Origin of the sequence: Phyllobacterium myrsinacearum (assembly GCF_014138285.1) — a bacterium.
Classification (GTDB): domain Bacteria; phylum Pseudomonadota; class Alphaproteobacteria; order Rhizobiales; family Rhizobiaceae; genus Phyllobacterium; species Phyllobacterium myrsinacearum_A.
The window spans coordinates 132,361-147,036 of the sequence record NZ_JACGXN010000008.1; the positions used below are offsets into that span (position 1 = coordinate 132,361).

At 56.3% G+C, this 14,676-nt stretch carries 11 protein-coding genes; 4 read left to right on the forward strand and 7 right to left on the reverse strand.

Annotated elements, in window-relative coordinates; translation table 11 throughout:
• Window positions 1–100: 100 nt before the first annotated feature.
• Entirely contained in the window at window positions 101–3,193 is a 3,093-nt protein-coding gene (putA, locus tag FHW16_RS20940) for a bifunctional proline dehydrogenase/L-glutamate gamma-semialdehyde dehydrogenase PutA (protein WP_182551225.1), read from the reverse strand.
• 110 nt (window positions 3,194–3,303) lie between these two features.
• Between putA and FHW16_RS20945 the strand changes: the two genes are divergently transcribed.
• Complete coding sequence (locus FHW16_RS20945) at window positions 3,304–3,765, forward strand: Lrp/AsnC ligand binding domain-containing protein (RefSeq protein ID WP_105731999.1); 462 nt, start codon at window positions 3,304–3,306, stop codon at window positions 3,763–3,765.
• Between the two features lie 340 nt (window positions 3,766–4,105).
• On the opposite strand, the gene FHW16_RS20950 is transcribed toward FHW16_RS20945, so the two are convergent.
• The 6 genes from FHW16_RS20950 to FHW16_RS20975 all read right to left on the reverse strand — a co-directional run bounded on the left by FHW16_RS20950 (window position 4,106) and on the right by FHW16_RS20975 (window position 11,564).
• A complete protein-coding gene (locus FHW16_RS20950) occupies window positions 4,106–5,230 on the reverse strand; it encodes a DUF2333 family protein (protein ID WP_182551226.1) in 1,125 nt (374 codons plus the stop codon).
• A 12-nt stretch (window positions 5,231–5,242) separates the two neighbouring features.
• Window positions 5,243–6,529, reverse strand: a complete 1,287-nt coding sequence (locus FHW16_RS20955; protein ID WP_182551324.1) for a DUF6638 family protein — start codon at window positions 6,527–6,529, stop codon at window positions 5,243–5,245.
• Between the two features lie 170 nt (window positions 6,530–6,699).
• A complete protein-coding gene (locus FHW16_RS20960) occupies window positions 6,700–8,610 on the reverse strand; it encodes an AAA family ATPase (protein ID WP_182551227.1) in 1,911 nt (636 codons plus the stop codon).
• Between the two features lie 12 nt (window positions 8,611–8,622).
• A complete protein-coding gene (locus tag FHW16_RS20965; protein WP_182551228.1) occupies window positions 8,623–9,774 on the reverse strand; it encodes a hypothetical protein in 1,152 nt (383 codons plus the stop codon).
• The gene (locus tag FHW16_RS20970) at window positions 9,774–10,862 is read right to left on the reverse strand and encodes a hypothetical protein (RefSeq protein WP_182551229.1); all 1,089 of its coding nucleotides are present in this window, start codon (window positions 10,860–10,862) and stop codon (window positions 9,774–9,776) included. The genes FHW16_RS20965 and FHW16_RS20970 overlap by 1 nt, the downstream gene beginning before the upstream one ends.
• Window positions 10,863–10,973: 111 nt before the next feature.
• Entirely contained in the window at window positions 10,974–11,564 is a 591-nt protein-coding gene (locus FHW16_RS20975; RefSeq protein ID WP_182551230.1) for a thymidine kinase, read from the reverse strand.
• Window positions 11,565–11,754: 190 nt separating this feature from the next.
• On the opposite strand from FHW16_RS20975, the gene FHW16_RS20980 reads away from it, so the two are divergent.
• The 3 genes from FHW16_RS20980 (at window position 11,755) to choV (ending at window position 14,663) form a co-directional block, all read left to right on the forward strand.
• Complete coding sequence (locus FHW16_RS20980) at window positions 11,755–12,696, forward strand: choline ABC transporter substrate-binding protein (protein ID WP_182551231.1); 942 nt, start codon at window positions 11,755–11,757, stop codon at window positions 12,694–12,696.
• An 81-nt stretch (window positions 12,697–12,777) separates the two neighbouring features.
• Window positions 12,778–13,620, forward strand: coding sequence for a choline ABC transporter permease subunit (choW, locus tag FHW16_RS20985; RefSeq protein WP_182551232.1), 843 nt, complete (start codon window positions 12,778–12,780; stop codon window positions 13,618–13,620).
• The gene (choV, locus tag FHW16_RS20990) at window positions 13,617–14,663 is read left to right on the forward strand and encodes a choline ABC transporter ATP-binding protein (protein ID WP_182551233.1); all 1,047 of its coding nucleotides are present in this window, start codon (window positions 13,617–13,619) and stop codon (window positions 14,661–14,663) included. The genes choW and choV overlap by 4 nt, the downstream gene beginning before the upstream one ends.
• Window positions 14,664–14,676: the final 13 nt, after the last annotated feature.

The window sequence follows — 14,676 nt, forward strand, 5'->3', positions numbered from 1 at the left end:
TCCCTATCGTGAATACGCCAAATAGCATCGTGGAAACGAAATGGGGATAGCGAGCGGCTCACTATCCCCAATTGCACATCTTTTTCAGTGGTTTTTCCGTTTATTCGCCCATGGCGATCAGGCTGGCATTGCCGCCTGCAGCAGCCGTATTGACCGAGACCACCTGTTCCAGCGCAAACCGTGTCAGATACGACGGTCCGCCCGCCTTGGGACCTGTGCCGGAAAGACCCGAGCCTCCGAAGGGCTGTGTCCCGACAACCGCGCCGATCGTGTTGCGGTTGACATAGACATTGCCGACATCGAGCCGGTCGATGACCTTGGCAACTGTCGCTTCGATGCGTGTGTGCAGGCCAAAGGTCAGGCCGTAACCGGTCGAGGCGATCTGGTCGAGCACCTTGTCGAGATCCTTGGCCTTCCAGCGTACTACGTGCAGAACCGGCCCAAAAACCTCTTTTTCCAGTACTTCCGCATGATTGAGTTCGACAATATGCGGGGCAAAGAACAGTCCCTCGTCTGGAGCTGCACCGGCATAGCGAACCTTCTGGCTCTTGCGCATTGCGGCTATATGGGCAGCGAGCATATCGCGCTGCGCCTGATCGATGATCGGACCGATATCGGTGGACGCCAGCGACGGATCGCCAAGTGTCAGCTCGCGTGCCGCGCCTTCGATCATTTCGAGCATGTTGTCGGCAATATCTTCCTGCAGGTAGAGGATGCGCAGGGCCGAGCAGCGCTGGCCAGCGGAGCGGAAGGCGGACATGACAACATCGTCCGCAACCTGTTCCGACAAGGCGGTGGCATCGACGATCATTCCGTTAAGGCCGCCCGTCTCGGCGATCAGCGGAACGATCGGGCCCTTCTTCGCCGCAAGCGTGCGGTTGATGGCCCAGGCCGTATCGGTCGAGCCGGTGAAGGCAACGCCGGCAATATCCGCGTGGGATGTCAGCGCTGCACCAACGGAGCCATCGCCTGGAACATACAGCACCGCATCTTTCGGTACACCCGCTTCGTGCAGGAGCCGGATGGCTTCATAGGCGATCAGCGGTGTCTGTTCCGCGGGCTTTGCTACAACCGTATTCCCCGCAGCAAGTGCCGCCGTGACCTGCCCCAGGAAAATCGCCAGCGGGAAATTCCATGGGCTGATGCAGACGAAGGCACCCCGCCCGCGATGGCGCAGTTTGTTGTCTTCGCCTGTCGGACCGGGCATGGCTTTGTCGGCCGCAAACTGACGACGCGCTTCAGCGGCATAGTAGCGGCAAAAATCCACCGCTTCACGAATCTCGGCAATACCGTCATCAAGCGTCTTGCCGGCTTCACGCGAAAGAAGATCCATCAGCAGATCGCGATTGCTTTCCAGAAGGTCCCCCGCCTTTTCCAAAGCCTTGGCGCGGGTTTCAACCGGCACGCGCGACCACGAGACAAAGCTCTTTTTGGCGATGCCAACCGCTTTTGCCGCTTCATCGGCAGTCGCGAATACCACCGTACCGACAGCTGTACCGTTAACCGGCGAAATCACGTTCTGTGCTTTGCCCGAAGCTTTCACACCTTCGATCAGCGGCACGGCGCTGACTGTGCGGGACGCCTTGGCAATTCCGCTCAGGAGCGTAGCCAGCTCCTTGCGATCACCAAGCTCAACACCGGCCGAATTGGTGCGCTTGCCGTAGATTTTGGCGGGCAGAGGGATATGCGGATGGCGATAGCCCCTGCCGTCATTGAGCTTTTCCGCCGGACGCACCAGCAAATCCGCAATCGGTACATTGCTGTCGCCGACCACCGAGACGAAGGAAGAATTGGCGCCGTTTTCAAGAAGTCGACGAACGAGATAGGCCAGAAGGTCACGATAACCGCCAACGGGCGCGTAGATACGGCAGGCGATTTTCTCGTCCTTTTCCGTGATCTGTTTGTACAGGCTTTCACCCATCCCGTGCAGGCGCTGGAACTCAAACCCGGTCTTGTCGTCACCGGCCATTTCCAGGATCATGGCGACGGTCAGCGCGTTGTGGGTGGCAAATTGCGGGAATATGCGCGGCCGTGCATCGAGCATGCGCTTGGCACAGGCCATATAGGACGCGTCGGTTGCGGGCTTGCGGGTAAACACGGGATAATCGGGCAGACCACGCTCCTGTGTCCGCTTCACCTCCGTATCCCAGTATGCCCCCTTGACCAGACGCACCATCATCTTGCGGTTGTGGCGTGCAGCGAGCCGGTCGATGTGGTCGATTACTTCAAGCGCCCGCTTCTGATAGGCCTGAATGGCCAGACCGAACCCGTCCCAGCCATCCAGTGACGGATCGGCGAAAACACGGTCGATGACATCAAGCGACAGCTCAAGCCGGTCGGCTTCTTCGGCATCAACGGTGAAATTGAGATCGTAGGATTTGGCCTTCTGCGCCAGCGCCAGCAGATCCGGTACCAGCTCGGCCATGACCTGATCATGATGTGTGGCCAGATAACGCGGATGCAGCGCGGAGAGCTTGACGGAAATGCCCATGCGGTCCGGCAGCTTCTTGTTACCCGTTGCACGACCGATCGCATCGATGGCATCGGAATAGGATTTGAAATAGCCGCGCGCGTCCTTGCGCGTCCGGGCGCCCTCGCCCAGCATATCAAAGGAATGGCGATAGCCCTTGGCTTCGTTCGAAGCAGCACGCTTCAGCGCATCCTTGATGGTTTCGCCGAGCACGAAGTGGTGGCCGAGATAGCGCATGGCCTGCTTGGTCGCGGTGCGGACAGTAGGAAGACCGATGCGCTTGACCAGCGAGGAAATCACTCCTTCCGGCGTCTCACCGGGCTTGATCACTTTGGCGGAGAGACCAAGCGCCCAGGCAGATGCCGATACAAACCAGGTATCGCCGCTTGGCTCATGCTCTGACCATTTGCCCTGCTTCAGCTTGTCTTCAATCAGCTTGTCCTGTGTTGCGGCATCCGGTACGCGCAGCAAGGCTTCGGCGAGCACCATCAGGGCCAGACCTTCACGGGTGGAAAGCCCATATTCGCGCAGAAAATCCTCGACACCGCCTATACCGCTGGCTTCCTTGCGAATCGTGGCGATATATTTGCTCGCGCGCGCATCGATACGGCGATTGACGTCTTCAGGCAGGGCAATGGTTTTCAGCAGCGATGCAACCAATTGCTGATCATCAACAGCATATGGTGCATTAAAATCGTTTGAAGACGGCAACGGTCTGGTCATCAGGCTTCCCCTTATTGATTTTTCCCATATAATCTATTCCACTTGGTTATTCTCACCAATGAACGCTCCTGTGGCAGCGTAAAAAACTAAAAATACGGGGTGTTTTAGAAATGAAAAATTTGGACAGCTTGGACCGGCGCATTTTGCGCGAGCTGCAGAAGGACGGACGGCTCTCCAACACCGAATTATCCGAGCGTATCAGCCTTTCCCAAACAGCCACCACAGAGCGGGTGAAGCGCCTGACGAGGGATGGCTATATTCTTGGCTACACCGCCAGACTGTCGCCGAAAAAGCTCGACCGTGCAATGCTGGTCTTTGTCGAAATCAAGCTGGATCGCACCACGCCTGATGTTTTCGCGACCTTTGCTGCAGCAACGCGCCGCAACCCCGATGTCATGGAATGCCACATGGTTGCCGGTGGTTTCGACTACCTGATCAAGGCGCGCGTCGCTGACATGGAGCATTATCGGCGTTTCCTCTCCGACGCGCTGCTTTCACTGCCGGGGGTGCGCGAGACACACACCTATGCGGTCATGGAAGAAGTCAAGGAAACGACACACCTGCCAGTCTAAGCAATCTGCAACCGGATACGCATCTTCATACAACTCCCCGTTCGTTGCCGAACCGGAATAACTCCATCATCAATGGACGTGTTGAGGACAAAAGCAACGGCACCGGGCCAGCGGTGTATCGGAGGAGATTGGCTGCTCCGACTGTGGCATCAGCCATGCTCTCGACTTTGGAGGTGACAAGATGTGGTTTAGGCCCTTCAGCATCACCCTGGAAATGAAACGGATCCGGAATCGCTGGCAAGTGATCCTCCGGATCCAATTCATGTAACAGGAAAGAGGGTGGGCGAAAGCTCGCCCTCACTCCAAGGCAAAGTATAGCATTTTACCTGATCAAGTCTACTTATTGCTGCAAAACCTGCTTGATATCAATCAGATTGGAACGCACGCGCAGAATATAGAAACCCATGGTTGTCAGGTGGTTGGGCAACAACCATCCGCCCTCGCTGCCATTGGCGATGATCCACGGCCTGATGTTGAGCGCTGAGCGCAACTGCCCGTCCATACCATCCCACAGCGGTGTCAGGTGCTTCTCCTGCAGGACCTGCTTGAAGTCCACCTGCGCCGCGTTCATCAGGCCGTAGTAAGCATAAAGCTGACCGTAGGCGAACCAGAACCGGTCATCGGCGCGGGTATCGAACCAGCCGTAATTGTTGTTCTCGGAACGGTCCTTCAGGATGGCCGAAGTGGCACCTATATCATTGGCGATACGGTCAATGAACTGGATGAGGTTGTCGGCCCGCGCATCAAAGATTGCGTTGCAGGTTTCGAGTTTCGAATTGAACGACCTGAGATCTTTCACCGCTGAACGATAATAGCTCGGTGTCGGTGTCTTTGGACCGAACGGATTCAGGCCAAAATACCAGGCATCCTCGGTGAACTGCAGATTGCCGCGAGCTTTCTGCAGATCGCCGTCGATCTGCGAGGTTCCGCGAACGCGGCCAAGCGTGTCAACGAGTTCGACGCCCGTGCGCCGGACAGCAGAATTGATACCACGCTGGAAAGCCGCCTTGTTGTCAAGGAATGGCGTGTCGTCCCATGATATGCCGAAGAAACCGAGTTTGAACAGCAGCATGGATGATATCCAGGCATTCTGGTTGACGTTGAAATCGGTCAGATCGGCTGTGACCTCGACCACGGCCGATCGGGCGCAGCTCTTGGGTGCCGCATCAGCCGCTTGCGCCGGCACGGGTTCACCGGCGGCAACCTCGCGCTTTTCGAAATTGTAGGCAGCGACATAATCCGGATTGAAGTTGGTCCAGACCTGTGTGACCCAGAAGAAATAGCCATAAAGCCCGATCCAGAGGATCACAAACGCTCCGACGACGGTCTTCAGAATCCAGCCCCGCTGGGTGTACCATCTGCCTGCCCACAGGAACGGCCAAAGGACGATCCCGACCGCATAACCGATGCCGCGTCCGATCAGGTAGAAAATCCGGCTGAAGAAGTTAATCACGGGATCGAGCATTGTGCATCCTTGCTAGGAGGTGAGACCGTAGAGCCGCTTCCGCAGCCCTTCCTTGTCCTTCAAATAGGTTGTTTTGAGTATATCGACAACGTGTTCCTGATAGGCAGGGTTCCAGCGGCCGTAATCGGCGTAGAAACCCTGCTTGTTGAAGACATAGCGCGACAGGAAATCCCATGGGACAAAATCACTGATCAGCTGATTAACCAGCCACGCATCGGGATGGCGCGGGAGCGCCCGTACCACGAGAAAACGGCGTACCGGATCGATCTCGGACAGGTTGATTTGGCCCGTCTGGGCGATTTCGCGTTTGACGGCATTCAGGAACGGCCACGTCCCGTCATGATTGATCAGGCTGGCATTGGCATGGATCCAGGTCTGCAGCCAGATGCGGTCAATGCCTGCAAGGTTCCGCTCCGGCTCAAGTGTCTGGATGAGATGGCGGATAATCATCTCGCCGCGGTTTTCCAGATAGCCGGATTGTTCGACCCAGGATGCGCGCGGCAACTCGATGCGACCGGTCGAAACAAGAAACTGGAACACCTGATCGGCGTCCTTGATGGAGATGTAATTGACCTGCCATGGGCGTGAACGCCGAAAACCCGGCGCCGAGGGATCGCCGATGACCGTGGTCGTATTGTCATCGACAAAAATATAGACGCCGCCGAAATGGCTGGTCCAGAAAGCGCTGTGCCGGAAGACCACCTTGTCCGGAACCAGCGAATTCTCGCGGATATCACCAGTTACCTTTGCAAGCTCCACCATGCGGTTGAGCAGGTCATTGTTGCGCCACGTGTTCGGTTCGTTTTGCAGCTTGTCTACCAGCAAGCGCAGTTCTGCCGCTTGCCCCATGACATTTTCTGCGGACAGGACGCGGAATTCGACCTGATTGATCGAAAGCAGATCCTCTATGTCGTTGACGATGGAAACCGTATCCTCGATCTCACCGTAGATCACATCCTTGATCGTCAACGCATTGATCGCCCGCGCATTGCTGCTGAAGAACTCGTACATCAACTGGGATGTGTTGGAGAACTGCGTGTGGACAACCGGAAGCACTGCCTGATCCGGTGTGAGTATAATGAACCGCCGGTTCACGCCGTTCGGATCGAGATAGGACGGGTCTTTCAGTTCGGTGGCGATCTCAGGCGAAAAGCCAGTTCGATCAATGTCGAACTGCTTGAGTTTCGTTGCCTTGAAGCCAAATGCCGTCAGAGCCCGGTTATACCGCTCGATCAGATGCGGCTGGTCGATTGTCAGAAGACGCCCGTAAATCAACTCGTTCTCATAGAGAAGGTCCATGCTAACCCCCTCTGCCCCGACGGGCATCTCCCCCACAAAGGGGGAGATATCGGCATCGACAGTTGCGCCAACCTTGCAACGGCAAAGATTGATTGAAACGGCCATGACGGCTGTTCTCTCCCCTTGTGGAGGAGATGGGTGACAGCCCATAGGGGGGTGCAAACAGGAGACTATGCATCCCACTGCCCCCGGGCCTTCAAGGCTTCCACTTCCTTGATTGCCCGTTCACGCAGGCGCGCATCGCGGACAATCTTTTCAACGGCAGCATCGTCTGACTTGTCGGCATAGCGGAATTCCGAATCCGCATAACGGTTGGTTTCCTGCAGCACCATTTCCATCGTGAAGGGCTTGCGCAGTTCCTCGACCATCGCCTTCTTCTCATCATAGGGCTTGTGCATGAACGTCTCGGGCTTTTCAAACCATTCATCCGGCAGTTCGATGTCCATGGCGCGCATCTTGATCGCATCCGTAACATTTTTGATGGCGCGGCCGGTGAAGCGGGGTTCGCGCTCCTTGATCATATGCAGATAGGTGCCGATATCAGCGAGCGTTTCCGGCTCGCCGTTCTCACCAATGAAGCGCTCATAGACAGCCTTCAATCCGTCTTCCTGCGGCTTTGACAGCTGGTCATAGGCGGCATCCACCGCACGTTCGATCTGCTGATCCTCGAACAGCTTGTGTTCGCCGAGCGGAATCCTGTGATTCTTGCCCGCCAGCAACGCGAAAATGTCGATGTAGTCGTTTCGCGTCTGTGGTCCGTCAACGAGCCAGCGCGCGCCAGCGCGTTGGCGCAACGCATCGTCGACATTTTCCGGATAGTTGGAAAACATGCCGAATGAACAATTGCCGCGCACCACCGTGGATGCACCGGCAAACGCTTCCATCAGCACGCCAGTAATTTCCTGCTGACCTGCGGAAGCGCGGTCGTCGGAACGCCGCGCAGCAACCTGATCGATATCATCGATGGTTCCAAAACCGATCACGCGCGGATTGAGCACGTTGTTGACGAACTGACGGCAGTTCTGGCCCGACTTGCCCTGATAGGAAGAAATCTGGTCGACACCGAAATTCTCATAATGGAAGGCATAACCTGCCACCTGACAATAATCATTGACGAGACCGGCAATCATCTGGATCAGCGTTGTCTTCCCGGTACCGGGCGCGCCATCGCCGATGAAAGTGAACAAAAAGCCGCCCAGCTCGACGAAGGGATTAAGCTGGCGGTCAAAATCATAGGCCATCAGCATTTTTGAAAGCTTCAATGCCTGATACTTCGCAATGTGGTTGCCGACGACTTCACTGGGCTTTTTGAAGGTCATGACGAGTGGCGTACGTTTCTTGCCCGGCGCCACATCGAAACCGTCAAGCGTGAAATCATCGCTGTCGAGACGCAGATGCGTGTCTTCAAAGCTGCCGAGCCCGTCAAACCGTCCCTTGCGTTGCAACAACCCTTCAATGGCGGCAGCGGCGTAGGCCTTTGCACGAGCCAGCATGGTCTGTTCATCGGCCGCACCGGCAATTGTCCGGTCCAACCCGCCAATGACAGATTTCAGTGCGTCCTGCGCCGTATCGAAATTGAATTCCGGTGCCGTCACATCATTGGCTGCCTGGGTATCCGCTTCGATCAGTTGCGAAAGATAGGCTGCAAGTGCAAAGGCGGACACGTAGGCAGCCGCAGACAAGAGCTTTTTGAAATGGCTAGCATCTTCACCCTGCAAGGGCGTTGACGCGTTGCGCGCCAGAAGATTTTCCAGATCGCTTTGGCGGCCAAAAACATCGGCAACGGCCAGTGCCACGGCAACACCGCGCCGTGCCCGGAAAAGCAGTGTGTGCTGGGCGATGGACAGCATTTGATCGTCAGGACGCACGGACTGGATGGTCTTTGTCAGGTCCACTTCACGCGTAGAGCGCAGACCGCCTGTCGAAACCGTCGAGACAAACCGCCGCCCGGTACCGGCAATCTCGGTTCCGGATTTGCTCTCGCCCGTCTCCAGCACCACAAAGCGCGTCACCAGTGCCTGTGCCACAGGCAGATGCTTCGCTATGTCCTTTTCGTCAATGGTGGTCAAACCGACATCCATGATTGCGCTCCCCTAAATGTCGCTAATGACCTGGCCATTGGACAGGATATGGGTTTTGAATCCGCTGAAAACGCGGGTCGCCTCACCGGAGGCATACAGGGCCTGATAGGCTTCGTGCGGCACGAGTGCGTGCTGCTCGTAGCTGCTGACGCCCTGACGGGCCGCCTCCAGATCATCCGTATTGATGTAGAATTCCTCACGCGACGGCTCCGATGACCAGAGCCCGCGTTTTCCCGGCCGTTCCGCCTTCGAGAAGACTTCCTGCATGGTCCACGTCAGAAGCCAGGCATCTTCCGGTTTGCGGACGCGCTCCAGCACATCTGAGACCTTCTGGTTATGCTCGGTAATTCCCGCCGTGTAGAAAGGCCCAAGAACCACGCGCCGCAACTGCTTCGGATGCAGTTCAGGGAAATCATTGTCGAGACTGGTCGCTATCGTTATCGGCGAGAGCGAATAGGCCGAATTCTTGGCGGCGAAATCATCAAAGCGGCGCGCCAGCTCCGGATTGAGCAATCCGCCCACCGGCAGCGGTATCCGTACATTGGGATTGAGCTTGCCATCTTTGCCGACAAGGGTCTCCACGAGATTCTCCGACGAATCCTCGATGATTGCCATGTAGATCAGCGGCAGGTTGGACGCCCCGTCAAACGCCCCCCAATGCACCACATAGAGTGGCCGCATCGTCTTGGGGTTGACCGAAACGCGGATGGTCACTGGCAGGATGAAGGGTGAAAAAACCTCGCCCTGTTCCACGGCTTCAAGATAGATCCGCTCGGCCATCGACCGCTGCAGATCGCGTGGGAATTCGCGGTGCCGCAGGATGAAATCAGCCATTTCGTTGCGGAGCGCCGCCGCCGGTGGAATGGCTGCCAGCCGGGATTTCGTGTCCTTCTTGTCGTTTTCCAGTTCCAGCACGTTCTGGAAAACCGGAAAACCGCTTTCCGCACGCGAAATCTGGAACCGGTCGGTGAAACCGATCCGGTTGCGCCAGCATTCGAACGAAGCCTCCAGCCGCCGCAGATATTCCGATACGGTTTGCGCGACAAGATCGTGCTTGTAGAGCGGGGACTGCTGGTTGTTGAGAAAGATCTCCAGCCCGTCCAGTGCAGCACGTATCGCGCCGAAATAACGTTCGGCGGCCGTCAGGTCAGCATTCTGCACCATTAATTCTGCACATAGTCAGCGGAATTGTGTTTCTTCAGAACTTCCGAGAAACGACGTGAGAAAGCATCGTCGGCAAGTTTCTTGCGCCGCTGGATGTCCTGCGTACTGACCATGTTCTTCTCGTGCATTTCGAGAAGATCGCCAATATGCTTCTGCGCGGCAGCGCCGACACCGGCCATGGTTTCTTCCGCTGCCGTATCAACCCGGCTGCCGAGCGTATTGATCTTGTGCGCGACATCCTGCTGAGCGGCTGTTTTCAACGAGTCTTCCAGCGCCTTGTAGAGCACGATGCGCTGTTCGGTATCGATGGAGAGCTTGTTGATCAGCGTGCTTTGGGCCGCAATCTGGTTGTTGAGCGAATCCACAAAGGTCTGAAACATGGAGGTGTAGCGCTCCAGCGTCTGGCTTTCAGCCAGAAGCTCCTGCTCCTTGGCCTGACGTTCATTGTATTCCGTTGCCAGTTTGGACCGGTCGCCTTCCAGCGTCGCACGCGTTCCCTGGTCGGTGGATGCCGCAATCTTGTTCTCAATATCGAGCAGGAGGGGGTTAAGCTCTTCGATACGCTTCTGCGTGGCTTCGAGTGACGCTACCGTGGTCTTGCGGCGCTCAATGACATTGGCGAGGCTGGCTTCCGACGTCTTGTAGCGGGCATCGAGAACAGTCTTCTGCTCCTTCAGAATACCGACGATCCGATCAGACTTGGAAAGCAGCTCCTGCAGGTTGCCGGCCAGCGACATGTTGCGCACACGGTCGGTGCGCAGACGTTGCATCTTGTCTTTCGAGAAAACACCAACGAGCTTTTCCCAGCCTGAATAGCTCTTCATGCTTTCAAATTCAGAACCGAACACATTGGTCGCGTCTTCGAGCCCAATGATCAGATCGGCAATATTGCCTTCCATCACCTTCTGCTGGCGCAGAACGTCGTCAATGCGGGCATTTTCTATATCGAAGTCGGGATTTCCGATCTTGGCATCCGCCTTGGCGAATTTGTCGAGAACGACGCTGGACTGGTCAATCTTCGTCCGCATCTCGTTGACCATGTTACGGGTCTTTTCGATCTCGGTGTCAAAACTCTGCAAACTCGCCATTCGTGTCTCCCCTGAGTGCCCAAGATAAAATTATAAGTTATATGCCGTTTGAATATAGACACGGCATTTAACGAAAAAAAGCCTGTAGAAAAATGACAGGCGATATTCGCCCTAATGGTCTGAAGCAATCCGTCCGGTTTCTTCTTCCCAATGCTTGCGGCAAAGCGAGACATAGACCGATTTCTCGATCGAGACCTGATCGCCTTCGACAATCGCGTTCCCCGCCGAATCGTGCCGGACCACCATGGTCGCTTTCGAACCGCAATGACAGATGGTTCTGATTTCGCGCAATGTATCGGCAATCGCCAGCAATTCCGCCGAACCGGGGAAAAGCTTCCCCTGGAAGTCGGTACGAAGTCCGAAACACATCACCGGTAGATGCAGCCGGTCGGCAACGCGTGCCAACTGCCACACTTGCTCCCTTGTGAGGAACTGCGCTTCGTCCACGAAAACACAGCTCAGCGGATTCTCACCATGGGCCGATGCAATGCGTTCGAAAAGATTGTCCTCATCGCGGTAAAGCTCGGCCGCAGCCGTCACACCAAGACGTGAAGAAATGACGCCGATGCCGTTTTCCGCATAATGCGCAGCCGTGAACATCATCGTCCGCATGCCGCGTTCCTGATAATTGTAGGATGCCTGCAGGAGCATGGTGGACTTGCCGGCGTTCATCGTCGAGTAGCTGAAATAGAGTTTTGCCATGTTGGGGTTTAATCAGAGTTGGGCTTTGGCTTGAAGCCTTGCCGGTAAGGGAGGTGCAACTTTTGATCGAATATCAACAACTGTCGCGAATTGACCGGATTTATGCGCGGCTATGCTTGAACCCCTTCTAAATTGGTGCTTGGTTCAGGGCCTTAACAGCCGGTAGAAAACCGGAGAGGGAGAACAATCGATGAAAATGCTGACAAAACTCACGATTTCACTGGCGCTTACACTGACCGCGGGCGCTGCTTTTGCAGCGGAACCGGAAAGCTGCAAGTCCGTCCGATTCGCCGATGTGGGCTGGACGGACGTGACTGCGACAACCGCAGCGACCACTGAAGTATTGAAAGGACTGGGTTATACAACCGATATCAAGGTCCTTTCGGTGCCGGTGACCTACGCTTCACTCGGTAAGAAAGATATCGACGTTTTCCTTGGCAACTGGATGCCGACGCAAACCGCTGACATCAAGCCCTATCTCGATAACAAGACTGTCGATGACCTTGGTCCAAACCTGACCGGTGCGAAATATACGCTTGCCGTTCCTCAGTACCTTTTTGACAAGGGCCTGAAGGATTTCAAGGACATCGCCAAATTCAAGGACGATCTTGGCGGCAAGATTTACGGCATCGAACCTGGCAATGACGGCAATCGTCTTATTCTCGGCATGATCGAAAAGGACCAGTTCGGGCTGAAGAGCTTCGAGCTCGCAGAATCATCCGAGCAGGGAATGCTGGCGCAGGTAGCGAAACAGACCAAGAGCAAAAAGCCGATTGTCTTCCTTGGCTGGGCACCCCACCCGATGAACAACAATTTCAAGATGGCGTATCTGTCTGGCGGCGATGACGTATTCGGTCCTGACTTCGGCGGCGCCATCATTCATACCAATGTCCGCACCGGCTATACAACGGAATGCCCGAATGTCGGGAAGTTGCTCACCAATCTCAAATTCAATCTCAAGATGGAGGGCGAGATCATGGGTAAAATCACTGACGACGGTGAGGATGCTCCGAAGGCTGCCACCGAATGGCTGAAGGCCAACCCGGCGATTCTCGATACCTGGCTGGCCGGTGTAACGACAATTGACGGCAAGGAAGGCATGCCAGCAGTCAAGAAAGCTCTCGGTCTTTAAAAGACCCGCCGACAATACCGCCCGACGCATCAGCCGGGCGGTCCTTTCGTTTGATACTGCAACCGACAGAGGAATTTTCGCTTGGACTGGCTGACACAAGACAAGATTCCGGTAGGCAAGACGGCGAAGGCCGTCGTCGACTGGCTCACGAACAATTTCGCCGGGTTTTTCGACGGGCTCGCCTATGTCATGCAGTCGTTCATCGACGGACTGATGTTCATCCTGAAATACCCGCACCCCTTGATCATGGTGGCTATATTTTCGGCCATAGCCTATGCGCTGCGCCGGTCGATCGCCGTCACGCTGCTGACACTGCTGGGGTTCCTGTTCATACTCAATCAGGGCTACTGGAAGGAAACAATGGAGACGCTGACGCTGGTGCTCTCCTCCTGCATCCTGTGCATGGGCATCGGTGTTCCCGTCGGCATCATTGCCGCGCATCGTCCGAAATTCTATTCCGCCATACGGCCCGTGCTTGATCTGATGCAGACGTTGCCGACCTTCGTCTATCTCATTCCGGCCATTGTCTTCTTCGGCATCGGCATGGTTCCAGGCCTGATCGCCACGGCCATCTTTGTTCTCCCAGCCCCGATCCGGCTGACGCATCTCGGCGTGTCGTCCACCCCCCAGCACCTTGTCGAGGCGGGCGAAGCATTCGGTGCATCATCGAGCCAGCTTCTGTGGAAGATCGAACTGCCCTATGCCATGCCGCAAATTCTGGCGGGCCTTACCCAAACCATCATGCTGTCCCTCTCCATGGTGGTCATCGCTGCGCTTGTCGGGGCTGACGGGCTCGGTGTTCCGGTTGTGCGTGCACTCAACTCGGTCAACACTGCGCTGGGTTTCGAGGCGGGACTTGTCATCGTGGTTGTTGCCATCGTGCTTGACCGTATCTTCCGTCCCGGCAAGGAGCCAGGTGAATGACCGCGATCACACTTGAAAACGTTTGTATTATCTTCGGCAAGAAGACCGATGGAGCATTGGCGCTTGCCGACCAGGGTAAAAGCCGCTCCGACATTCAGGCGGAAACAGGCCATGTCCTCGGCGTCCATAATTGCTCGATCACCATTGCCGAAGGTGAAATCCTCGTGCTGATGGGCTTGTCCGGTTCGGGTAAATCCACGCTTCTGCGCGCCATCAATCGCCTCAATCCGATTTCGCGCGGGTCGGTTGTCGTGCATCACGGCGGGCGCTCCGTCGATGTCGGCAAGGCCGACAAGAACACGCTGCGCGATCTTCGCAAACACCTTGTCTCCATGGTGTTCCAGCAGTTCGGACTTTTGCCCTGGCGCACAGTTGAAGAGAATGTCGGCTTCGGTCTCGAACTGTCAGGCGTTTCCAAGGAAGATCGGGCGGAAGCGGTCACGCAGCAATTGGCGCTGGTCAACCTCAAGGACTGGGCCAAGCGCAAGGTCGGTGAACTCTCGGGTGGCATGCAGCAGCGCGTCGGCCTTGCCCGCGCCTTTGCCACCGGCGCACCGATCCTGCTCATGGATGAGCCCTTCTCGGCCCTTGACCCGCTCATCCGCACCCGACTGCAGGACGAATTGCTCAGCCTGCAGGAAAGATTGAAGAAGACCATCGTTTTCGTCAGCCACGATCTTGATGAAGCTATGAAGATCGGCAATCGCATTGCCATCATGGAAGGGGGCCGCATCATCCAGTGCGGTACGGCACAGGACATCCTGCTCAACCCGGCCAATGACTATGTCGCCGATTTCGTCGCCAACATGAATCCGTTGGGTGTGCTGACCGCCGGCGACATCATGGTGCCGCTCGACCGCAGCCGATCCGCCGCCAACCGCCCCTTTGCGGCAACGGCACGGCTGGACACTCCCGTGCGTCAGGTCATGCAGGCAGTATCAAAGAATGGCGGTGATGTCGGCATTGTCGAGAACGGAGCCATTCTGGGCATGATCTCCGCCGACGACATTGTGCGCGGGCTGCTGAAGCATCAGAGAAATTAGACGGCTGCGGCGC

Excerpts from the sequence above, each read along its gene's own strand:
- putA (WP_182551225.1), bottom strand. The coding sequence starts at position 3,193 with ATGACCAGACCGTTGCCGTCTTCAAACGATTTTAATGCACCATATGCT.
- FHW16_RS20945 (WP_105731999.1), top strand. The coding sequence starts at position 3,304 with ATGAAAAATTTGGACAGCTTGGACCGGCGCATTTTGCGCGAGCTGCAG.
- FHW16_RS20950 (WP_182551226.1), bottom strand. The coding sequence starts at position 5,230 with ATGCTCGATCCCGTGATTAACTTCTTCAGCCGGATTTTCTACCTGATC.
- FHW16_RS20955 (WP_182551324.1), bottom strand. The coding sequence starts at position 6,529 with ATGGACCTTCTCTATGAGAACGAGTTGATTTACGGGCGTCTTCTGACA.
- FHW16_RS20960 (WP_182551227.1), bottom strand. The coding sequence starts at position 8,610 with ATGGATGTCGGTTTGACCACCATTGACGAAAAGGACATAGCGAAGCAT.
- FHW16_RS20965 (WP_182551228.1), bottom strand. The coding sequence starts at position 9,774 with ATGGTGCAGAATGCTGACCTGACGGCCGCCGAACGTTATTTCGGCGCG.
- FHW16_RS20970 (WP_182551229.1), bottom strand. The coding sequence starts at position 10,862 with ATGGCGAGTTTGCAGAGTTTTGACACCGAGATCGAAAAGACCCGTAAC.
- FHW16_RS20975 (WP_182551230.1), bottom strand. The coding sequence starts at position 11,564 with ATGGCAAAACTCTATTTCAGCTACTCGACGATGAACGCCGGCAAGTCC.
- FHW16_RS20980 (WP_182551231.1), top strand. The coding sequence starts at position 11,755 with ATGAAAATGCTGACAAAACTCACGATTTCACTGGCGCTTACACTGACC.
- choV (WP_182551233.1), top strand. The coding sequence starts at position 13,617 with ATGACCGCGATCACACTTGAAAACGTTTGTATTATCTTCGGCAAGAAG.